We start from the raw sequence: 20144 nt of genomic DNA on the forward strand, positions 1-20144 counted from the left end.
ACAAAAGAGAGTATAAATTTGCTATATCCCAAAGCCAAAGCGCATAGTAATTTAAAGGTTATTCTTCAAATTTGTAACCAACTCGAATAACAGTACCGATATGCTTCGCTTTATCTCCTAGCTTATTTCGTAGTTTTTTAATATGAGTATCAACCGTTCGGTCATCACCGTAGTAATCATATCCCCATAACTGATCTAATAAATGTTGACGTGACAACACAATTCCTTTGTTCTCCATTAAATAAACAAGAAGTTCAAATTCCTTATGTGTCAATATAATTTCTTCTCCATCTACTAAAACGGTTCTAGATAGACGATTCACTTCTATTCCAGCTAAAGACATAGCATTTTCTTCCGCTACTCCTACCACGCCATCCGCACGCTTCAATAATGTCTTCGCGCGAGCTACTAACACTTTCGGGCTGAAAGGTTTCGTTACATACTCATCTGCACCTAATTCGAACCCTAGTAATGTATCATCCTCATCCGAACGTGCTGTCAACATAATGATTGGTACTGCTGATTCTTTTCTAATTCGTCTACAAACAGACCATCCATCTATTTCTGGTAACATTATATCTAACATAATTAAATCAATTTCATGCTCTGCAAATAATTCTAACGCTATTTTCCCGTCTTCTGCTTCGATTACTTCAAAGCCTTCATTACGAAAATAATCACTAACGATTTCACGTAATCTTCTTTCATCTTCAACTAGTAATACTGTTTTATTCATATAATCTATCCCGCCTTTTTACTCTTTCAATCGAATAATACGTTGATTGGAGCTTCCGCGAAATGGAAGTGTTAAATCTTTTTTCTCGATTTCAAATCTTCCATCGACTAAAACATCCCCATAATGTAACAACTCTATCATATCATTATTTTGAGAACTCTGTATCTCTTCTAACGTATAACCTGTATACATCCAAAGATTTTTTTTCAAGTCTTTCACAGCTTTTGCTACTTTTTTCACTTCAGCAGCTTGAAAAAATGGATCTCCACCTGAAAATGTTACATCAGTTAATGAATTACTTGCAATCTCTTTCACAATTTCTACTACTGTCATTTCAGTTCCATTACAAATATTCCACGATTTCGGATTATGGCAACCAAAACAACGATGCGGACAGCCCGCAAAAAACACGACTGTCCGCAACCCTTCCCCATCTACTACACTATCATGAATGATGTTCATCACTTTCATTTATGCTTCACCCGATCCATCTCTTCACTACGTTTCGCACTATTCCACTTCGACATATCTCCTACAAGATAACCTGTTATACGGCGAATTCTTTCTATATTAACTTCGTCTTCATTTCCGCAACTTGGGCATTCATTTCCAATAACTCCGTGATAACTGCAGCACTTACAACGGTCAACAGGATGATTAATTGAACCGTATCCAACGCCATGATTTGCCATCGCTCGTACAATTTGTTTTAACGCCTGTTTATTATGCATAGCTGCTCCATCTAGCTCAATATACGTAATATGTCCCCCGTTACATAGAGCATGGAAAGGTCCTTCTAAACGAATTTTATTTATCGCTTGAATGCTATAGTAAACTGGGATATGGAATGAATTCGTATAATAATTATGGTTCGTTATACCGCTAATCACACCAAATTCTTCTCTATCTTTTTTCACAAACTTCCCTGATAACCCTTCTGCAGGAGTTGCAATTAATGAGAAATTCAGTTCATGTTCTTCCGTTGCTTTATCCATTCTATCTCTCATAAAGGAAATGATTTCATATCCGAGTTTCCATGATTCTTCATCTTCTCCATGATGCTTTCCTGTTAAAGCTACTAAACACTCCGCAAGACCGATAAAACCAAGACTTAACGTCCCTTGCTTTAAAATGGATGCTACAGAATCTTCAGGCTGTAACTTCTCTCCACCGCGCCATACACCTTGTGAATATAAAAATCGAAAATCTCTTGCTCGCTTCGTACATTGATACTCAAATCTCTCTAATAATTGCTTAATCCCTAAATCTAAGTAATAATTTAACGCTTCAAAAAATGCTTCTTTTGAACCACTAATTAACGCTAATTTCACTAAGTTGATAGACGTAAATGATAAATTGCCTCTTCCAATCGCTGTTTCTTCTCCATGTATGTTAGACATGACACGGGTACGACATCCCATATAACATACTTCACTTTCCGGTCGTCCGTCATAATGCACTGCATTAAATGGCGCATCTAAAAATGAAAAGTTAGGGAATAATCGTTCAGCCGTTGTCTCTAACGCTAATTCAAATAAATCATAGTTCGGATCACATTCTTCAAAGTTCACACCTTTTTTCATTTTAAAAATTTGAATCGGAAAAATTGGTGTTTCTCCTTTACCAAGACCAGCTTGTGTCGCTTTTAAAATTTGTCTAACTAATAACCGTCCCTCTTTTGATGTGTCTGTTCCATAATTAATAGAAATAAACGGTACTTGTCCCCCGCCCCTACTGTGCATACTATTTGAATTATGAACGAAAGCTTCACACGCCTGATACGTATCATTTTCTGTTTCTTTCCATGCAAATTCTTCTATTTGTTCTTTCGTAAGCGGATATGACTGTAATCGTTTCTTATGTCTCGCTACTGTTTTTCTCACATATGGAGCTAAATCAATATCAAAGAGTGCAAATGATTGACCACCGTGCTGCATATTTTGATTCGCCTGAAAAATAATAGACGAAAGAGCCAATGCACTTTTAATATCCTGCGGTTGTCTCATATGCCCATGTCCGGTATGAAAACCGTCCGCAAGCATTTGCGCTAACGGAATTTGCGAACAAGTCGTCGTTCCTGTCGCATAAAAATCTAAGTCATGTGGATATAATATATTTTGATTTATCGCTTTTTTCACTTGATCTGACAATAAATTTTCAACTGCATAATATTTCGCACTCTCTGATGCGAACGTTCCCATTACTCCCATTGGAGAGCGACCATCTACATTTGCATTTTCTTGCATTAAATCTTGCTCACTACCGTGGACAATCGTCTCAAACACTCTCATTAATTCTTCTCCACGTACATTTCGTTGTAACATTTATAACCCTCCACCAATATGTTGTTGTCTTTTGATTAAAATGTTACTACATATAGTCTTGGTGTTTCTGTGAGAAATGTAACATTCCTGTGAAATTTTTTTCACGAAATAATGAATTTTTCATTTACAAAAAAGAAATGTGCTCTTTACAAATGTATGGTACAATATACGGGAAAAACTCTTTTTACCCTTTATCAACACATTTGAATAAAGGAGACTGAACTTATGGTTATTACATATCTTTTATTTATCGTTGCCTACTTACTTGGCTCGATTCCATTCGCACTAGTCGTTGGAAAAATCGGCTACGGAATCGATATTCGTGAGCACGGAAGCGGTAATCTAGGCGGAACAAATACATTCCGCACACTAGGGAAAAAAGCAGGTTTTATCGTTACAATTGCTGACATTTTAAAAGGTACATTAGCAACAAGTCTACCGATTATTTTCGGTTTAGATGTTCACCCACTATGGTTCGGATTAGCAGCTGTTCTTGGACATGTGTATCCGATTTTCGCGAAATTCCGTGGTGGTAAAGCTGTTGCAACTTCTGCTGGCGTGCTATTATGCTACTCTCCAGTTGTTTTTGCAATATTAGCTGTTGTCTTTTTCAGCCTTTTATTTACAACAAGATACGTATCACTTTCTTCTATGGTAACAGCCGTCGTTGCTGTTATTGCATCCATTGTTAGCGGGGATAAAATCTTCATTATTGCGATGTGTTTATTAGCAGGTATGGTTATTTATAAACACCGTGCAAATATCGGACGAATTATAAATAAAACTGAACCGAAAGCAAACTTTTCAAAAAAGCAAAAATAAGATCGTAACCCACATAACGCAAAAAGAAAACGTGAAGCATATTAATAGCGTCTTTTTGCGTTATTTTTTATACTAAAGAAAAAGCAACATAATTTGGAGGAACTATACATGAATCTTTCCGTAACAAAAGAAGCAGCACAATGGTATAAAAACGAATTAAACTTACAATCGGGTGAAACACTACGCCTTTTCGTACAATACGGCGGTTGCAGTACTGTGCAAAAAGGACTTTCTTTAGGTATTCGTAAAGATGATCCTGCACATCCTGCTGTTCAAACTCAAGAAGAAGGTATTAACTTCTTTATTGAAGGCGATGATGAGTGGTTCTTCGATGGACATAATTTAGCTGTTACATTTAACGACGGTGATGATTTCCCGCAATTTAATTATGAAAAATAAAAAAGCGTGGCTTCTGCCACGCTTTTTTATTTTTTCTTAATTTCCTCATATTTCGCATACCACTCTGGATATAACTTTTTAAATGATACAGGCCTGAACCCTTCTTTTTTCGCGCAAATATTCGTCGTACTTGCAGTAATGCAAAGTTCACCTTCACCGTTATATATTTCATAACCATATACAACGCGAAGCGGACTAACAGTATCAATCCACGTTTTCACAATTGCTTTTTCTCCGTAACGCATCGCTTTACGATATGAAATTCGCAAATCTAACACAGGAGAAATAATTCCCTCTTTCTCCATTTCAACATATGAAAATCCTAAATCTTGTATAAGTTTCGTGCGACCTAGTTCAAGCCACACCAAATAGTTTGAATGGTAAACAACACCCATTTGATCTGTTTCCGCATAACGGATTTCAACTTCATGTTCTGCTACAAACATATGTATTCGCCTTCTTTCACTTCTGCTACCTTGCATACATTTAATCATAATACAGTGACATCAAAAATAAAATAAAAACAGTGAATCTTTTACTGAAAGGAGCAAGCATATGATTCAAATTGTAACTGTTCGTAGCGGTGATAGCGTATATAGCTTGGCATCAAAGTACGGATCAACACCTGACGAAATAGTAAAGGACAATGGACTAAATCCAGCTGAAACACTCGTTGTAGGTCAGGCACTGATCGTTAATACGAAAGGGAATAATTATTATGTACAGCCTGGCGATAGCCTATATCGAATCTCTCAAACATATAACGTACCTCTCGCTAGTTTAGCTAAGGTTAATAACTTATCTTTAAAATCCATTCTCCATGTTGGACAGCAATTATATATACCAAAAGGGACAAAACGCGCAGTAGAATCCATCGCTTATTTACAACCTTCAACAATACCAATAAAAGAAAGTTTGGTTAACGCTACGCGTGCCATTAATCCATTTTTAACATATTTGGCTTACTTCAGTTTCGAGGCAAAAAGAGATGGTACGTTAAAAGAACCAACTGAAACAGCTAAAATCGCTAATATTGCAACGCAAGGCAAAACCATCCCGATGCTCGTTATTACAAATATTGAAAATGGAAATTTCAGTGCCGATCTGACATCGGTTATTTTACGCGATGCATCGATTCAAAACAAATTTATTACTAACATTTTACAAACAGCTGAGAAGTACGGTATGCGAGACATTCATTTTGATTTCGAGAGTATAGCACCTGAAGATCGCGAAGCGTATAATCGTTTTTTACGAAATGTAAAAACACGCTTACCTAACGGATACACATTGAGTACAACGCTTGTACCGAAAACAAGTTCAAATCAAAAGGGAAAATTTTTCGAAGCTCACGATTATAAAGCACAAGGGCAAATTGTTGATTTCGTCGTCATTATGACATATGACTGGGGTTGGCAAGGCGGGCCACCGATGGCTATTTCTCCTATCGGTCCTGTAAAAGAAGTACTTCAATATGCAAAATCTCAAATGCCTCCCCAAAAAATTATGATGGGGCAAAACTTATACGGATTCGATTGGAAACTTCCGTTCAAACAAGGCAATCCGCCTGCAAAAGCAATTAGCTCTGTCGCAGCTGTCGCACTAGCTCGTAAATACAATGTCCCCATCCGCTATGATTTCACAGCTCAAGCTCCTCATTTTAATTATTTTGATGAAAATGGTGTTCAACACGAAGTTTGGTTTGAAGATTCACGGTCTGTTCAAAGCAAATTCAATTTAATGAAAGAACAAGGTATAGGCGGTATTAGTTACTGGAAGATTGGCTTACCATTCCCGCAAAATTGGCGTTTACTCGTTGAAAATTTTACGATTACGAAAAAGGGCTGACATAAGTCAGCCCTTTTTGACTATTAAAAATCCGTCACAAAAAGAAGAATGACAACATTCTCCCTTTTTTAACCGTTATCAACAATCGGTTGTTTGCCTGTTTGGTCTTGCATTTGCTTTCCTTTATTGCCACCAGCTTTTTTTGATTGTGTTCCAATATGATTCGGTGCAAAGTCTTTTGAATTCTTTTTCGGATTACCCATTACTATCGCCTCCTTAACACTAGTATCGTACTAGTGTTAAGAATTATTCAGCTTGCTTAAAAAGTTGCATTTCATAACGTTTTTCAATACGCTCTTCAATGCGATCGATTGCATCACGATCACTTAATAATTGTTGTTTATTTTCTTTCACAAGTTCGTCAAATGATTTACGACGACTTCTTCTCATGCTGTTCACCCTCTCTCCTTCGCATTCTTACTATACATAGTATGAGCAAATGAAAAACTCTTTAATCAGATTTGTAAGAAAATTTTATGTTTTAGTACTCCTAAAAAAACTCCGTGCACAACTTCTTGTACACGGAGTTTTTTATACCATTATATTTAAATATTCTTTTAGCTTTTCATCTGCATTCATTTCACTTTGCTTATACTCACTTAGCGCTTGCAGTACGAAATCATACTGTCCTAAAATATAACTTTCTAATTTCAGGACATCCTCTAAGCTATTAAGCATAATTCTCGTATTACCAACTTCACTTTTTAACGCGGGTTCACAATTTAAACTCGTACATATTTCTTTCACATCATCTTCTAATATCTCTGTTAATACGTATTTCTTTCGCCCTTTTACTTTTACTCTCATAACTGGATAAAAAGCTTTTATATCTAAATAGCTTCCTACATTCATACAACGAATCCATTCGATATCACGTTTATTTCGTACAAGTATCTTTTTTACTGCTTCATATACTGCTGTTTCATCAAGTACTTCTGTATTCGATTTCCTGTTTGTTTCTTCTTCAATAGATGCACATTTTTGATAAACAGCTGCACAAGTAATACAATCATCAAATGCATTATGAGAACTTAAACGAATGCCAAGCATTCGCTTTAACGTTTCAAGTTTATGATTAGGTGCGTGCTTCATATATTTCTTCGCTAAAAACACAGTATCAATCACTTTATTTTGAGGTTCAGGCAGCCCAAGCATATTTACATTACTTTTTAAAAAACGCATATCAAAAGATGCATTATGAGCGACAATAACATTTGTATGTAAAAATGCTAAAAATAAAGGTAATACTTCTTCAATCGTCGGTGCATCTGAAACACGATAATTTGTAATACCTGTTAAACTCGTTATTCGGTCCGGAATTGAACGCTCTGGATTCACATAGGAAACAAATTGATCTACTAGTTCATGATTACGATATTTCACTGCTGCTACTTGAATAATTTTATCATTATAAGGGTTAAATCCTGTTGTTTCAAAATCAATTACAACATAATCTAACGGTAAGGATATATTCCCCACTCCAAACACTCCTTTACCTCTAAACGTTTATATTTCTTTTATCATAACATGCTGCTATCACTACGTGAAAAAGAAAAGGCAGAAATGGTAACTTTCCACCTCTACCTTTTCACCATTATTTTAATTTAGTAATCCGTTTCTCCATCTCTTTTTGCGTCATCGGTCCAATAAACTTATCTTGAATGACACCTTTCGTATCTATAAAATACGAAGTTGGAATCGTAATTACTTTATACGCTGTTGTCACATCAATGTTCTTGTCCAATAAAATAGGAAAAGTAATTCCTTTTTCTTTTGCAAAATTGCTTACCTTTTCTACTCCCCCCCCCTTTTCTGAAGGCGTATAATTTATTGCTAAAATTTCTACATTTTCTTTATGTTCTTTATAGAAAGCCTCCATATCCGGCATTTCTTGCTGGCAAGGTCCACACCACGTTGCCCAAAAGTTTAAAATCACTTTCTTTCCTTTCAAATCTGATAACTTTACATTCGTTCCATCTAACTTCGTTAATTCAAAGTTTGGCGCACTCTTCCCTATTTCGATACCATTACTTGCAATCATCTCTTTCATAGCAGCTTCACTTTTTTCTTGCTCCCCTTGTACCGCCTGGTCTTTTTTACCAAACTGTTCATAAGCTGCATATCCCGCTAAACAAAGTAACACTACAATAATCGTAAGCTTCCGCCACATTTTATATCACCCTAACGTATTTATCTTCTTATTAATCTAATTACCCAAATACTATATACCTTATTTTAGCTTATACGGACAAGCTTGGAAATATTCACAGTCAAAATAATTAGAATATTCTTATTTAAAGTGAAGTTTTTTCCTTTTTATCATATAATTAGAAAAACAGATGAGGTGTTTTATCTTCTTATTGACCCACTTACCTATTTACTCTCGTAGTTATATAACCTTCAACAAAAGGGGGATTGTTTATGAATTCATTCGAAAAAACAACATTATATATTCTTAGTTTTCTTTTATACCCAATCGGCATTATTACATGGATCATTTCACTCTTTAGTAAAGATCTTGAAAAAAAGAAAGTAGGGCGTATTTGTCTCTACGTCTCTCTAGTCTCATTCGTCCTTTTCTTAATTCTCGGAATTGCAACTTTCCTTATGACTGCTACTTTAAACGTTGATCTGAATCACTCCGAATCTATCGAGTATCAAATAAATTATGCTGAATAAAGATAAGAGCACTGCTCTTATCTTTATTCATATCTCTGTAAAAACGAATGACTATTTATTAATTTTTCAGGACTTCCACATGCAACAATACTTCCTTCTCTCATTATAACAACACGATCTGCTAGTATCGCTTTCTCTACATCATGTGTTGCCACAATTCTTGTGACCCCTCTTCCTAATCCTTCTATCATATTCCAAACAGTTTCTTGATTGCCCGGATCTAATCCCGCAGTCGGTTCATCTAAAATAATAAGATTCGGATTTGAACCAATAGCGCGTAATAATGCAAGACGTTTTCTTTCCCCTCCAGAAAACTCTTCCCCGCTTTTATGTAGTACAGTTTCAATCCCCCTAGGTAAATCACTAATAATCGGTTTCACATTTACAAGTTCCATATTTTTTTCTAACTGATTTTCTAGATACTTTCCCCCGAAATACATATTCTCTTTTACTGTCGTCCGAAAGAAACGAGGTTCTTGCCACACTGTCGTCATACGAGCCTCATCACCATAATAAACAATGTTACCGTTAGATGGTTTATACAACCCTATCATTAATTTTAAAAGTGTCGTCTTTCCTGCACCACTTTCTCCTACAATCATAACGAGTTCACCAGGATTAATTTGCAAATCAATATTATGAATTCTGCATTTCTCTTCATTACTCTCCTGAAATGAAACATTTGTTACCGTCATCCCCATCGCTCTTTCTACCTTACTATTTGCCACTCGTTTATCTAAAAAGGAAAAAACTCTATTTGCCGAAGCGACTGCAACTTGTGTCATCATTAATAAATCGCCAACGTAGCGGACTGGAAAAAAGAGCATTTCAATTGTGGCTAACACGGCAACAATTGAACCAACTTCCATTTCCCCCTTCATTATTTTCTGCGCGCCTATAATGAGAACAACGATATATGCCCCTGTTTCAATCACGGTTCCAACTACTCCAATGCAATGTTGCATCATCGTCTTCTTTACTTCTGTTTTATAAGATTGTGCCGTTACTCCCTTAAATAAGCGAATGGCCCATTTTTCTTTTTGCAAACTACGTAAATCTTGTGCTCCTTTTACAAACTGTGACACCATCTCTACAACATTTGATTGATTTCTTTGAGCAATGCTGGCGATATTTCTTACCTTTTTCCCCATCAACATCGGAACCGTTGCACTTAAAAATAAAAACGGAGCTACCCACAATATGAACTTTATATCTATATGTTGTAGTGCTATGATTGCGCCAATAAATTGGGCAATAGCGTGTATATATTCTATTAATATAGATCCATATAATCTGACCCAGTTCGGAATATCAGACACAACTAATGTCTCTAACTCTCCTCCCTTAATCTTCTCACTCTCTTCAAACGGTAATGAGAAGAAATGACGCAATACATCTATACGCTTCTCTCGTAATATTCGCTGACTCGCTTTTGAACTTACATAATCAAATGAAAGATTGTTCACCCACATCAACAAGCGGCTAGCTGCAAACAAAGTAATGTAAAGATACACCTCCTTTAACTCTCGTTGAATAAGGTTATCTACAATTAATCCCATGAATAGTGGACGAGATAAATTTAAAATAGCAGCAAAGCATCCACTACATACAGCTGCTATTACTAATAATTTTTCTTTCTGTAACGGTAACAATATTCTTTTATATTCTTTCATGATGTTCCCTCCATTTTTATAGTAAAAAGAAAGGGATGAAACCAAATGGCTTCATCCCTTTCCATAAAATAAGGAAGCTAACAGTTGTTAGCTTCCTTATCGTTCATTTCAATTATTTAGTTCGACACTTTAGACTCTTCAATTTTCTCACGAAGAACCATTTGCAGAATACCACCGTGACGGTAGTAGTCAATTTCTACTTCACTATCGAAACGAGCTACTACTTCAAATTGTTTTTCGTTGCCATCTGCATCAGTTGCAACTACTTTTACAAGATCGCGTGGTCTAACTGTTTTGTCAATTTGAATTTCAAATGACTCGTTACCAACAAGACCTAACGTTTCAGCGCTTTCGCCATCTTTAAATTGAAGTGGTAATACACCCATTAATACTAAGTTACTACGGTGAATACGTTCGAAGCTTTCTGCGATTACCGCTTTAATACCTAATAAGTTTGTACCTTTCGCAGCCCAATCACGAGAACTTCCCATACCGTAATCTTTACCAGCAATAACTAGAAGGCCTGTGCCATCTTCTTTATATTTCATAGCAGCATCATAGATTGATGTTACTTCACCAGTTGGCCAATATGTTGTGTATCCGCCTTCTGTTCCTGGTGCGATTTGGTTTTTAATACGGATGTTCGCGAATGTACCACGCATCATAACTTCGTGGTTACCACGACGAGAACCGTAAGAGTTAAAGTCAACAGGTTGTACGCCGTTTTCTAATAAGTAGCGTCCTGCTGGTGTATGCTTACCAATTGAACCTGCTGGTGAAATATGGTCTGTCGTTACAGAGTCTCCAAATTTACCAACTATGCGTAAATCTGATAACGTTTCAACTTCACCTGGCTCTTTAGATAATCCTTCAAAGAACGGTGGGTTTTGAATATAAGTTGAATCATTATCCCAAGTATATAAAGCTTCATTTGAAGTTTGGATTTCATTCCAGCGCTCATTGCTGTTAAATACTTGTGCATATTCTTTCTTGAACAGTTCAGATGTAACAACGTTTTGAACTACATCTTCAATTTCTTTAGCTGATGGCCAAATGTCGTTGAAGTAAACAGCATTGCCATTTGCATCTTTACCGATTGCATCATTTTTCAGGTCAATATCAACAGTACCTGCAAGTGCATATGCCACAACAAGTGGTGGTGATGCTAAGTAGTTTGCTTTTACAAGTGGATGAATACGACCTTCAAAGTTACGGTTACCAGATAAAACAGATGTTACTAATAAATCGTTTGCTGCGATTGCTTCTTCTAATTCCTCTGCTAACGGACCAGAGTTACCGATACAAGTCGTACAACCGTAACCAACTGTTTGGAAACCTAATTGATCTAAATATGTTGTTAAACCTGATTTATCTAAGTATTCAGTAACAACTTTAGATCCTGGTGCTAATGATGTTTTTACGTACTCAGGTACTACAAGCCCTTTTTCAATTGCTTTCTTCGCAACTAGACCTGCCCCAATTAATACGTATGGGTTTGATGTATTTGTACAGCTTGTAATTGCAGCGATTGCAATTGCACCTGTTTTCATCGTTACTTCTTTATCTTCTAATGTAACCTTCACTTCTTTATCGAACTCTTGCTCATTAAATCCAAGTCCTTGTGTTCCAACTGGTGCTACAACAGCTTTATGGAACGCATCTTTCATATCTGAAAGTGGAATTAAATCTTGTGGGCGTTTCGGTCCAGAAAGGTTAGATTCGATTGTATTTAAATCAATTTCAACAAGATCAGTGTAAATTGGATCTTTGCTGTCTGCTGTATAGAATAAACCATTTGCTTTACAGTATTCTTCAACAATGCGAATTTGCTCTTCATCTCTACCTGTTAAACGTAAGTATTCTAATGAAATATCGTCAATTGGGAAGAATCCACAAGTTGCACCGTATTCTGGTGCCATATTTGAAATTGTTGCACGGTCAGCTAAAGGCATGCTCTTTAGTCCATTACCGAAGAACTCAACGAATTTACCAACTACACCTTTTTGACGTAATACTTGTGTTACTTTTAATGCAACGTCAGTTGCTGTAGTACCACTTGGAAGTGTACCAGTTAATTTCACACCGATTACTTCAGGTACTGGGAAGTATGAAGGCTGTCCAAGCATTCCTGCTTCCGCTTCAATACCACCAACGCCCCATCCAAGAACGCCGATACCGTTAATCATTGTTGTATGTGAGTCTGTTCCAACTAATGAATCTGGGTATGCAACTAAGTCACCTTCAGCATTTTTCACAGCATGAACAACTGGTGCTAAATATTCAAGGTTTACTTGGTGTACAATACCTGTAGCTGGTGGCACTGCGCGATAGTTATCAAATGATTTTTGTGCCCAGCTTAAAAATTTATAACGTTCTTCGTTACGTTTAAACTCTAAGTCCATGTTGAATGCAAGCGCGTCTGCCGTACCCGCTCTATCAACCTGTACAGAGTGGTCAATTACAAGGTCTACAGTAATTTCTGGATTAATTTTATCAGGATCCCCGCCCATATCTGCCATTGCTTTACGAAGCGAAGCCAAATCAACAACAGCTGGAACACCAGTGAAATCTTGTAAAATTACACGAGATGGTTTAAATGGAACATCGATATCTTGCACATCTTTCGTTCCCCATTTCGCTAAATTTGTAACATGTTCTTCTGTAATTACACGTCCGTCTACTTGACGAAGTACTGATTCAAGTAAAACTTTCACGGAATATGGTAATTGAGATACGTTGCCAACCCCTGCGTTTTCAAGCGCTTTCAAATCATAATAATGATACGTTTTTCCATCTACTTCAAAAGTTGCACGTGATTGAAATGGATTATGTTTGACCATTATGTTTCCCCCCTGTTAAACGTGACTAAGTTGTCTGAATATAAAATGTAGACAAACTTTTCAATACCTTACGATAATATCTTATTACAACTTTCTAAATAAGTAAATAATAAGAAACTTATAGATTATCATAAGTTTTCTTTATGTTTCTAAATTTGAATAGTGTTCACGCTCCTTATGAATACTATTACCATAAAGTAAAGTGCTCTATTAGTGCTTTACTTACAGTTCATACATACTATGAACTGCTCATCATTCAACATACAAAAAATATTATAGAGGTGAAATAAAATGGGTAAAAGAAAAGCAAATCATACTATTTCAGGAATGAATGCAGCATCCGCACAAGGACAAGGTGCTGGTTATAACGAAGAATTCGCAAACGAGCCTTTAACTCCAGCAGAGCGACAAAATAATAAGAAACGTAAAAAGAACCAGTAACGAAAAATCCCAAAAGGCATATTTTCCTTTTGGGATTTTTTCTAATGTTTATAACGTAGTAATTCTGAAACCGTTACAAATCGATATCCTTGTTTTTTCAGCTCAGGTAAAATTTTTGCTAATGCTGCTACTGTTTGACTACGATCATTTCCTCCATCATGTAACAATACGATATCTCCACTTTTAGCATTTTTTACTACATGATTTACAATGGATTCAACCCCTGGATTTGCCCAATCACGCGGGTCTTGATGCCACGACCATAGAACAGTTTGATAACCTGCTTCTTTCGCTGTTTTAAATACAGCATCGTTAATATATCCGCCAGGTGGACGGAATAGTAAAGGTTCTTTCACCCATTTTTCGAAAAATTTCTTTCCATCTAAAATATCATTTTCTAATTTTTCATCCGATGAATTACTCGCATATAAATGATTCATCGTATGATTTCCAATTTCATGTCCCTCTTTTAACACTTGTTTCACTAAATATGGATTACGCTGAACTCGAAATCCAATCATAAAAAATGTTGCTTCTGCTTTATATTGACGTAATAAATGTAAAACTTGCGGTGTATAAGTTGGATCTGGGCCATCATCAAATGTAATGGCAATAATCTTTTCATTATTAGGTACTTCCCACGTTACATAGCCAGTTGGTTCTAGCTCTTTTCTGAGCAACATTTTCGCTTCCACTTTTTCCACTTGAAATATATGTACTGCGCATAATAAAGAAAAAACCACTAAAAAAATTTTCTGTTTTAGCATAATGTTCATTAAAGTAGGAGGTTGTCGAATACACAACAACCTCATTTACTTTTCTAATTGATCTACATTTCGCATAATGTTTTGGAGATTATTTTCGTATTGCTCAAGTTGTGGACGTTGTGTTTCTGAAGCGACTTCTAACGCATTTTGAATCTGTTCATACGCTTCCTGAACCTCTTGGCGTAATTCTTTTAGATCATGACCGTAGTTTGGATCATTTTTCACAATGTTGTTAAATGCATGTTCTGCTTGTGTAACTCCTTGCTGCGCTGCTTGAAAAGCTTGTTGTTTATCTTTATGATATGGCATTATATAATCCCCTTTCCATAATAGTTAGTCCCATTTATCTTTACCTTTTTTTCTAAAAACATTCTCGTATAAATTTGCAAACTTCTCTCATTCTAAAGAGAAAGAGGAGGTGTCACATACAATGGGAAAAAACAATCGTGAAGCGAAAGAAAAAAAGGGACAACCTGAACCATTAAGCGGATCTCATAAAGTAAAAAACCGTAACCATTCACGCCAAAAAAATCATGCACATCATGATATGTAAAACAAAAGGCTCACACTAGCTACCTTTGCCACATACAATGTTTATATTTTTCCATTTATTCTTCACCCCTACTTCATTCATGCATAACATAGTATGAATTGAGATTTTACGGAGGGTGTCTTACATGGGCAAGAAAAAGAAGGATTGTCTTTTTCATGTTGATGGTTTCGAAGAATGGATGGATCAATTTTGTTCTGATTCTTGTAGTAACTTTAGTTTCCCAAATCAAATTCATATTGACCTTTGTGAAACTGAACAAGAATACATTTTGGAAACAGATGTACCAAATGTATCCGAACAAAATGTAGTTATTAAAAAGATGGAGACAGGCCTAAATATTTGCATACTTCATAAAAATATTTCTTTGCAGCGGATCATCCCTTTACCCACTACTATTATTTATAAAAAGATGCTAGCCTGCTTAGAGAATGGATATTTAGCCATTCATATTTCCAAAAATGAAGTTGCTAATAAACATGAAGAAAAAGTTCTTTTTCAAATTGAGAATTAAAATAAAGTAAAGCTTTAATCAATGGGTTCTTACTGCCCGCAAATAGCGGGATAAATACAAAAATAAGCCCCAGTCATCTGCTGGGGCTTATTTTATTTCGCATCTAATTCTAAATTACAATTTCTATCATATCTTTTTTTCAATAAACCTTTTGTAGCTACAAGTACAGGAAATGCTACAGTTGAAAATATAGCTAGTGCTGAAAATACTACAAACCCATTTTGATACCCGTAGTAATCGAGAAGCACTCCTCCAAACCATGGACCAATTACTGCTCCAATCCCTGAAAATCCCATTGCTCCAAAATATGTTCCTTTTAAATGTGAAACAGCTATATCATCAATAAATACATCCGTCATGGAAAACATTAAAACTTCTCCAACTGTAAAAATAATTGTACAAATAGCAGCACCTAGCATAGATTCTGCTATTCCAAATCCAAACAACCCCCCGCTCACAAATAAAGTTCCAACCATAATTGATGTTAACGGTGTATACTTTTTACATATTTGAATAACAGGGTATTGAATTACGACTACAACAATCGCATTTAAAGCTAACATATACGAAAATAATTTCACTCCATCCTGAAATATATGTGCATTTGCAAAATATTGAGATACTGTTGTCGTTAAGTGTGAAAAGCCACAATTACTCAAAATAATACCGACTAAGGCAACTAAAAATACGACATCCTTTCGCAATATACGAACTGCATTTAACATTGTGACAGGCTTTTCTGTATTTACTTTCTTTTTTTCAATTGGATACTTCTTAAATTGGAATGCTAATATAGCTGTATATAGAATATATACTCCAGCTGCTACTAAAAAAGGAATTGTAGATTTTGCACTTCCAATCTGTAATCCGACAAGTGGGCCAATCGCTACTCCAACATTGATTGCACCGTAACGCAAATTATATACGAGTAAACGATACTCTGGTTTCGTTAAATCTGATAATAATGCTCTTGACGTCGGCTCAAAAAAAGACCGACATAATCCATTCAAAGCATTTAATAAAAAGAAACTTAGAACATGATTTGCAAATGAAAAACCTATAAATACAAACACCCAAACGATCATGGACCATATTATAATCATGTTTCGGCCGAATCGATCCGATAAATTCCCTCCGATAAAACTAGCAAACACTCCAACAAGTGCACTCGTTCCGATAATAGCACCCGTCATTCCAGCTGATACACCTTTAACAGTCGTTAAATGAATTGCTAAAAAAGGAATACTCATTGACGTGGCGAACCTCGCAAATAAAGTCCCTATTATAATTGTCATTCCTAACGGATGAATATTTTGTAACTTCCCTTTCATCGTTAAACCTACTCTCCCTGTTCTTACAAAAAAAAAGAAAGCAAAGGATCTGCTTTCTTTTCCCTTTTTATACTTGAGCTGTTGATACCCGAGCTGTTCTCGTTATTTCCATATCTATGCCATATGTAAACTGTAATTCTTTACAAACATCTTTAATTAAAATTACGACATTATACTTCTCATTAAATTGTAAAACGATATTTTCTACTTCTTCATATGTATACTTATACTCCCCTGTAATGACACTTTTTAAATCAAAGCATTCATTTATACAAAGTTGCACAAGCAGCTGATCATATTTCTCTATTACATCTTCTTTCTTCCACAGTACCTCTTTTACATATAACCGATCAAACTTCACACTTTCTCGATTACAATCCGTTAAAATCCGGGTCATTTCATTTAATTCTCGATACAATTCAGAAATATTTTTGCTTAAACTAAGCAGTTTATCTACGCCGTTTTCATATAACATATTCATTCCACCCCCGCATTTTCTTCTTATTATAGCAAGAAAATTCTAAAAATAGTTTCTTTCTTCTGAAATATTAGGAAACTAATTTCGATTGCTTTACAATGAAACTAGTGAACAGGAAAGGGGAAAGAAAATTGGAGCAAAAATTATATTACACTGACGCTTATAAAAAAGACTTTACTACGAAAGTCATAAAGCAAGATTATGATAAAGACGGTAACTTATACGTTGTTTTAAATGAAACAGCATTTTATCCGACAGGTGGCGGGCAGCCCCATGATACTGGAACTTTAAATGGAATTGCTGTACTCGATGTTGAAGAAGTCAATGACGAAATCCGCCACTTCATTACCGAACAATTACATACAGAAGAAGTAGAAGGTAAAATTAATTGGGAGCGCCGTTTTGACCATATGCAGCAACATGCGGCTCAACACATTTTATCTGCTGCTTTTTGGGACCATTTTAACATACCTACGATTGGATTCCACCTTGGTAAAGAAACGGTAACAATTGATTTAGAAACAGAAAATCTTCATGCAGAAATAGTTGAAAAGGCGATAAAAATTGCAAACAAAATTGTTTTTGAAAACCATCCAATCCGTACCCTGTGGATGAATTTAGAAGAAGCGAAAACGTTACCTCTTCGTAAAGAACCGACTATAACAGAAAATATACGTGTTGTTATAATTGAAAACTTCGACTACAACGGCTGTGGCGGAACGCATCCGAAAAGTACAGGTGAAGTAGGTCCTATTCAAGTACTAGGATGGGAGCGCAATAAAGGCGGCATACGATTAACGTTTATAGCTGGCTGGCGCACACTACAACTTATGGGGCAACAGCAACAAATTATGAAGGATGTTTCTAAACAATTAAACAGTAGCGAGAGTGATATTCCAGCAAAAGTAGCACAACTGCTTACTTCTCAAAAAGAAAACGAAAAAGCAATACAAACAATGAATGAAAAATTATTATTTGTAGAGGCAAATGAACTACTTCAACAGCCTACGGAAATACATGCTGGCATACTTATTTCTAAAGTATTTACAAATCGCTCTATGCAAGAAATCGCAAAACTTTCTGCCATTATTACAGAACAACAAGAGCATGCCATTACATATTTCGTTATTGAAAATGAAGACAAATTACAATGTATCCTTGCTTGCGGAAAAACAGTCACGCTCGATATGAATGCTCTTTTAAAAGAGGCACTTCCTACAATTGAAGGAAAAGGTGGCGGAAATAAAAAGAGTGCTCGCGGCGGCGGAAAAGCGGTTATGACCGGGGACGAATTTTTAAATCAACTTGTTTCTTCTTTACATTCAGAAGTGTAAAACATGTTTATGAAGGATAGCTAACTGCTATCCTTCAACTATATTTACAAGCCTATATTTTGTTTCAAGCCTTGATAACTCCCTGCACTTGCAAAACCTTCACTTATAAGAGTTATAAAAGTTTCCGAAAAACCATATTGACTTAAATCTTTAATCGGTACCATTTGCACATCTTGAATTGGATTATGATCAAACTCATTAGAAGGTAGCGTAATTTCACCTTCAATCCTTTCAAGCAGAAACGTAATATGTAATAAAGATGGACTAGCATCTGGTTTATCACAAACATAGAGTAGCTTCTTAATTTTAACTTCTAATCCTGTTTCTTCTCTCATTTCTCGAATCATCGCTTCTTCTAACGTTTCACCATTCTCTACCCTTCCCCCAGGTAAAAACCAATTGCGATTAGCAACTTTTTGCTTTACTAGCAATACTTTTTCATCTTCAATTAAAATTCCCGTAACACGAACTTGCATTACACTTTCCATATGTAATCTCCTCTTCCCGTTATATTTACAAATTAATCCTTCCACAAAAAGAACATACGTTTTATAATTAAAGAAAATTATGGAAGAAAGAAGTTGTTACATCTATGCGTCCACCTTTAACAAAGTCTATATCACTTGAAGATTTCCAAAACTTTTATTGGTTAAAAGCAGAACTCCAAACATTTTGTCGTGAGCATGGTTTGCCAGCTAGTGGCTCTAAGATTGAAATAACCGAGCGTATCTCACATTATTTACATACTGGTAAAATATTAAAAAACAACTCTCGTCAAAAGGTGAGTAAAGCTTCCCTCTCTTATAAAGAACTTTCTCTTCTAACGATTATTACTAACAATCACCGCTGCAGCGAAGAAGTTCGTGCTTTTTTCAAAGAAAAAATCGGAGCAAACTTCCGCTTTACAGTAGCTCTTCAAAAGTTTTTTAAAGAGAATGTCGGAAAAACATATGAAGACGCGCTAACGTTTTGGTATGAAGAAAACGAACGAAAAAAAGATCCTACATACAAAACAACTATTAGCGCGCAGTTTGAATACAATCGTTTCACTCGCGACTTTTTCGAAGATCCAAATAACAAAGGGAAATCAAAAGCTGATGCTATCGCTGCTTGGAATGAAATAAAAGCACAACCTGGTAGCAATGCTTATGTTCCTCAAAAAGTAGAAAACTAGTTCTTTTCTAGTCTTCTACTTTTTCAAATAATAGCGCTAACCCTATTCCACCACCAATTCCTAACGTCGCAATTCCATACTTCATATGCTCTCTTTTCGCTTGATAAAACGTAACTACTCAGCTTCCTCACGGAAGCTTTTTTAATTTTACTAGTTTCATATGCCTCTCATTTGTAAATACTGAGTATATCAAACAGTGTGGAGGTGATAATATGGTCGATCGAAAAGTCATTT

General features: G+C 35.7%; 24 protein-coding genes. 9 read left to right on the forward strand and 15 right to left on the reverse strand.

The window, feature by feature from the left end:
- Positions 1 to 58: 58 nt before the first annotated feature.
- From JDS99_RS03035 to JDS99_RS03045, 3 genes are read right to left on the reverse strand one after another with little or no spacing between them, the layout of a single operon-like run.
- A complete protein-coding gene (locus tag JDS99_RS03035) occupies positions 59 to 736 on the reverse strand; it encodes a response regulator transcription factor (protein WP_001044675.1) in 678 nt (225 codons plus the stop codon).
- Between the two features lie 18 nt (positions 737 to 754).
- Positions 755 to 1207 (reverse strand): anaerobic ribonucleoside-triphosphate reductase activating protein, encoded by a 453-nt coding sequence (nrdG, locus tag JDS99_RS03040; protein ID WP_048544052.1) that lies wholly within the window; start codon positions 1205 to 1207, stop codon positions 755 to 757.
- On the reverse strand, positions 1204 to 3060 hold the full coding sequence (locus JDS99_RS03045; RefSeq protein WP_199694540.1) for an anaerobic ribonucleoside triphosphate reductase: 1857 nt from the start codon (positions 3058 to 3060) through the stop codon (positions 1204 to 1206). Before JDS99_RS03045 ends, nrdG begins: the two co-directional genes overlap by 4 nt.
- 225 nt (positions 3061 to 3285) lie before the next feature.
- Here JDS99_RS03045 and plsY point away from each other — a divergent pair, with 225 nt between their 5' ends.
- Together plsY and JDS99_RS03055 are read left to right on the forward strand one after the other, a co-directional pair.
- Positions 3286 to 3882 (forward strand): glycerol-3-phosphate 1-O-acyltransferase PlsY, encoded by a 597-nt coding sequence (gene plsY / locus JDS99_RS03050; protein WP_000237189.1) that lies wholly within the window; start codon positions 3286 to 3288, stop codon positions 3880 to 3882.
- Positions 3883 to 3990: 108 nt separating this feature from the next.
- Complete coding sequence (locus JDS99_RS03055; protein ID WP_001054448.1) at positions 3991 to 4281, forward strand: HesB/YadR/YfhF family protein; 291 nt, start codon at positions 3991 to 3993, stop codon at positions 4279 to 4281.
- Positions 4282 to 4307: 26 nt separating this feature from the next.
- Here the strand turns inward: JDS99_RS03055 and JDS99_RS03060 are convergent, their stop codons facing one another.
- Complete coding sequence (locus tag JDS99_RS03060) at positions 4308 to 4727, reverse strand: acyl-CoA thioesterase (protein WP_199694542.1); 420 nt, start codon at positions 4725 to 4727, stop codon at positions 4308 to 4310.
- A gap of 109 nt (positions 4728 to 4836) precedes the next feature.
- Between JDS99_RS03060 and JDS99_RS03065 the strand changes: the two genes are divergently transcribed.
- Entirely contained in the window at positions 4837 to 6129 is a 1293-nt protein-coding gene (locus JDS99_RS03065) for a glycoside hydrolase family 18 protein (protein WP_046957740.1), read from the forward strand.
- Between the two features lie 68 nt (positions 6130 to 6197).
- Here the strand turns inward: JDS99_RS03065 and sspN are convergent, their stop codons facing one another.
- The 4 genes from sspN to JDS99_RS03085 all read right to left on the reverse strand — a co-directional run bounded on the left by sspN (position 6198) and on the right by JDS99_RS03085 (position 8299).
- Positions 6198 to 6332 (reverse strand): acid-soluble spore protein SspN, encoded by a 135-nt coding sequence (sspN, locus tag JDS99_RS03070; protein WP_000527987.1) that lies wholly within the window; start codon positions 6330 to 6332, stop codon positions 6198 to 6200.
- 43 nt (positions 6333 to 6375) lie between these two features.
- On the reverse strand, positions 6376 to 6519 hold the full coding sequence (locus JDS99_RS03075) for an FbpB family small basic protein (RefSeq protein WP_001254698.1): 144 nt from the start codon (positions 6517 to 6519) through the stop codon (positions 6376 to 6378).
- A gap of 141 nt (positions 6520 to 6660) precedes the next feature.
- Positions 6661 to 7608, reverse strand: coding sequence for a 3'-5' exonuclease (locus JDS99_RS03080; protein WP_172554522.1), 948 nt, complete (start codon positions 7606 to 7608; stop codon positions 6661 to 6663).
- Between the two features lie 115 nt (positions 7609 to 7723).
- A complete protein-coding gene (locus JDS99_RS03085; protein ID WP_199694543.1) occupies positions 7724 to 8299 on the reverse strand; it encodes a redoxin domain-containing protein in 576 nt (191 codons plus the stop codon).
- A 251-nt stretch (positions 8300 to 8550) separates the two neighbouring features.
- Between JDS99_RS03085 and JDS99_RS03090 the strand changes: the two genes are divergently transcribed.
- Complete coding sequence (locus JDS99_RS03090) at positions 8551 to 8808, forward strand: hypothetical protein (RefSeq protein ID WP_199694544.1); 258 nt, start codon at positions 8551 to 8553, stop codon at positions 8806 to 8808.
- A gap of 23 nt (positions 8809 to 8831) precedes the next feature.
- Here JDS99_RS03090 and JDS99_RS03095 read toward each other — a convergent pair whose 3' ends face one another.
- Positions 8832 to 10481 (reverse strand): ABC transporter ATP-binding protein, encoded by a 1650-nt coding sequence (locus tag JDS99_RS03095; RefSeq protein WP_199694545.1) that lies wholly within the window; start codon positions 10479 to 10481, stop codon positions 8832 to 8834.
- A gap of 116 nt (positions 10482 to 10597) precedes the next feature.
- Entirely contained in the window at positions 10598 to 13321 is a 2724-nt protein-coding gene (gene acnA, locus JDS99_RS03100; RefSeq protein WP_098091639.1) for an aconitate hydratase AcnA, read from the reverse strand.
- 291 nt (positions 13322 to 13612) lie between these two features.
- Between acnA and sspO the strand changes: the two genes are divergently transcribed.
- A complete protein-coding gene (sspO, locus tag JDS99_RS03105) occupies positions 13613 to 13762 on the forward strand; it encodes an acid-soluble spore protein SspO (RefSeq protein ID WP_000518053.1) in 150 nt (49 codons plus the stop codon).
- A gap of 41 nt (positions 13763 to 13803) precedes the next feature.
- On the opposite strand, the gene pdaB is transcribed toward sspO, so the two are convergent.
- Complete coding sequence (gene pdaB, locus JDS99_RS03110) at positions 13804 to 14529, reverse strand: polysaccharide deacetylase family sporulation protein PdaB (protein WP_106383428.1); 726 nt, start codon at positions 14527 to 14529, stop codon at positions 13804 to 13806.
- Between the two features lie 45 nt (positions 14530 to 14574).
- Positions 14575 to 14838 (reverse strand): hypothetical protein, encoded by a 264-nt coding sequence (locus JDS99_RS03115; protein WP_001146292.1) that lies wholly within the window; start codon positions 14836 to 14838, stop codon positions 14575 to 14577.
- Positions 14839 to 14959: 121 nt separating this feature from the next.
- Between JDS99_RS03115 and JDS99_RS03120 the strand changes: the two genes are divergently transcribed.
- Entirely contained in the window at positions 14960 to 15082 is a 123-nt protein-coding gene (locus JDS99_RS03120) for a small acid-soluble spore protein P (RefSeq protein WP_000517650.1), read from the forward strand.
- A gap of 124 nt (positions 15083 to 15206) precedes the next feature.
- Positions 15207 to 15593: an Hsp20/alpha crystallin family protein gene (locus JDS99_RS03125; RefSeq protein ID WP_142334101.1), complete on the forward strand. Its 387-nt coding sequence runs from the start codon at positions 15207 to 15209 to the stop codon at positions 15591 to 15593.
- A 92-nt stretch (positions 15594 to 15685) separates the two neighbouring features.
- On the opposite strand, the gene JDS99_RS03130 is transcribed toward JDS99_RS03125, so the two are convergent.
- Positions 15686 to 16924, reverse strand: coding sequence for an MDR family MFS transporter (locus JDS99_RS03130; RefSeq protein WP_199694546.1), 1239 nt, complete (start codon positions 16922 to 16924; stop codon positions 15686 to 15688).
- Between the two features lie 67 nt (positions 16925 to 16991).
- Positions 16992 to 17399 (reverse strand): hypothetical protein, encoded by a 408-nt coding sequence (locus tag JDS99_RS03135; RefSeq protein ID WP_137035270.1) that lies wholly within the window; start codon positions 17397 to 17399, stop codon positions 16992 to 16994.
- Between the two features lie 134 nt (positions 17400 to 17533).
- On the opposite strand from JDS99_RS03135, the gene JDS99_RS03140 reads away from it, so the two are divergent.
- Entirely contained in the window at positions 17534 to 18736 is a 1203-nt protein-coding gene (locus JDS99_RS03140; RefSeq protein ID WP_199694547.1) for an alanyl-tRNA editing protein, read from the forward strand.
- Positions 18737 to 18780: 44 nt separating this feature from the next.
- Here JDS99_RS03140 and JDS99_RS03145 read toward each other — a convergent pair whose 3' ends face one another.
- Positions 18781 to 19224: an NUDIX hydrolase gene (locus tag JDS99_RS03145; protein WP_199694548.1), complete on the reverse strand. Its 444-nt coding sequence runs from the start codon at positions 19222 to 19224 to the stop codon at positions 18781 to 18783.
- A 104-nt stretch (positions 19225 to 19328) separates the two neighbouring features.
- Here JDS99_RS03145 and JDS99_RS03150 point away from each other — a divergent pair, with 104 nt between their 5' ends.
- Positions 19329 to 19910 (forward strand): DUF6434 domain-containing protein, encoded by a 582-nt coding sequence (locus tag JDS99_RS03150; RefSeq protein WP_199694549.1) that lies wholly within the window; start codon positions 19329 to 19331, stop codon positions 19908 to 19910.
- Positions 19911 to 20144: the final 234 nt, after the last annotated feature.

It is taken from the genome of Bacillus cereus group sp. N6, from assembly GCF_016483705.1.
Taxonomy (GTDB): domain Bacteria; phylum Bacillota; class Bacilli; order Bacillales; family Bacillaceae_G; genus Bacillus_A; species Bacillus_A wiedmannii.

Coding starts and splice junctions, on each gene's coding strand:
- JDS99_RS03035 (WP_001044675.1), bottom strand. CDS start 736: ATGAATAAAACAGTATTACTAGTTGAAGATGAAAGAAGATTACGTGAA.
- nrdG (WP_048544052.1), bottom strand. CDS start 1,207: ATGAAAGTGATGAACATCATTCATGATAGTGTAGTAGATGGGGAAGGG.
- JDS99_RS03045 (WP_199694540.1), bottom strand. CDS start 3,060: ATGTTACAACGAAATGTACGTGGAGAAGAATTAATGAGAGTGTTTGAG.
- plsY (WP_000237189.1), top strand. CDS start 3,286: ATGGTTATTACATATCTTTTATTTATCGTTGCCTACTTACTTGGCTCG.
- JDS99_RS03055 (WP_001054448.1), top strand. CDS start 3,991: ATGAATCTTTCCGTAACAAAAGAAGCAGCACAATGGTATAAAAACGAA.
- JDS99_RS03060 (WP_199694542.1), bottom strand. CDS start 4,727: ATGTTTGTAGCAGAACATGAAGTTGAAATCCGTTATGCGGAAACAGAT.
- JDS99_RS03065 (WP_046957740.1), top strand. CDS start 4,837: ATGATTCAAATTGTAACTGTTCGTAGCGGTGATAGCGTATATAGCTTG.
- sspN (WP_000527987.1), bottom strand. CDS start 6,332: ATGGGTAATCCGAAAAAGAATTCAAAAGACTTTGCACCGAATCATATT.
- JDS99_RS03075 (WP_001254698.1), bottom strand. CDS start 6,519: ATGAGAAGAAGTCGTCGTAAATCATTTGACGAACTTGTGAAAGAAAAT.
- JDS99_RS03085 (WP_199694543.1), bottom strand. CDS start 8,299: ATGTGGCGGAAGCTTACGATTATTGTAGTGTTACTTTGTTTAGCGGGA.
- JDS99_RS03090 (WP_199694544.1), top strand. CDS start 8,551: ATGAATTCATTCGAAAAAACAACATTATATATTCTTAGTTTTCTTTTA.
- JDS99_RS03095 (WP_199694545.1), bottom strand. CDS start 10,481: ATGAAAGAATATAAAAGAATATTGTTACCGTTACAGAAAGAAAAATTA.
- acnA (WP_098091639.1), bottom strand. CDS start 13,321: ATGGTCAAACATAATCCATTTCAATCACGTGCAACTTTTGAAGTAGAT.
- sspO (WP_000518053.1), top strand. CDS start 13,613: ATGGGTAAAAGAAAAGCAAATCATACTATTTCAGGAATGAATGCAGCA.
- pdaB (WP_106383428.1), bottom strand. CDS start 14,529: ATGCTAAAACAGAAAATTTTTTTAGTGGTTTTTTCTTTATTATGCGCA.
- JDS99_RS03115 (WP_001146292.1), bottom strand. CDS start 14,838: ATGCCATATCATAAAGATAAACAACAAGCTTTTCAAGCAGCGCAGCAA.
- JDS99_RS03120 (WP_000517650.1), top strand. CDS start 14,960: ATGGGAAAAAACAATCGTGAAGCGAAAGAAAAAAAGGGACAACCTGAA.
- JDS99_RS03125 (WP_142334101.1), top strand. CDS start 15,207: ATGGGCAAGAAAAAGAAGGATTGTCTTTTTCATGTTGATGGTTTCGAA.
- JDS99_RS03130 (WP_199694546.1), bottom strand. CDS start 16,924: ATGAAAGGGAAGTTACAAAATATTCATCCGTTAGGAATGACAATTATA.
- JDS99_RS03135 (WP_137035270.1), bottom strand. CDS start 17,399: ATGTTATATGAAAACGGCGTAGATAAACTGCTTAGTTTAAGCAAAAAT.
- JDS99_RS03145 (WP_199694548.1), bottom strand. CDS start 19,224: ATGGAAAGTGTAATGCAAGTTCGTGTTACGGGAATTTTAATTGAAGAT.
- JDS99_RS03150 (WP_199694549.1), top strand. CDS start 19,329: ATGCGTCCACCTTTAACAAAGTCTATATCACTTGAAGATTTCCAAAAC.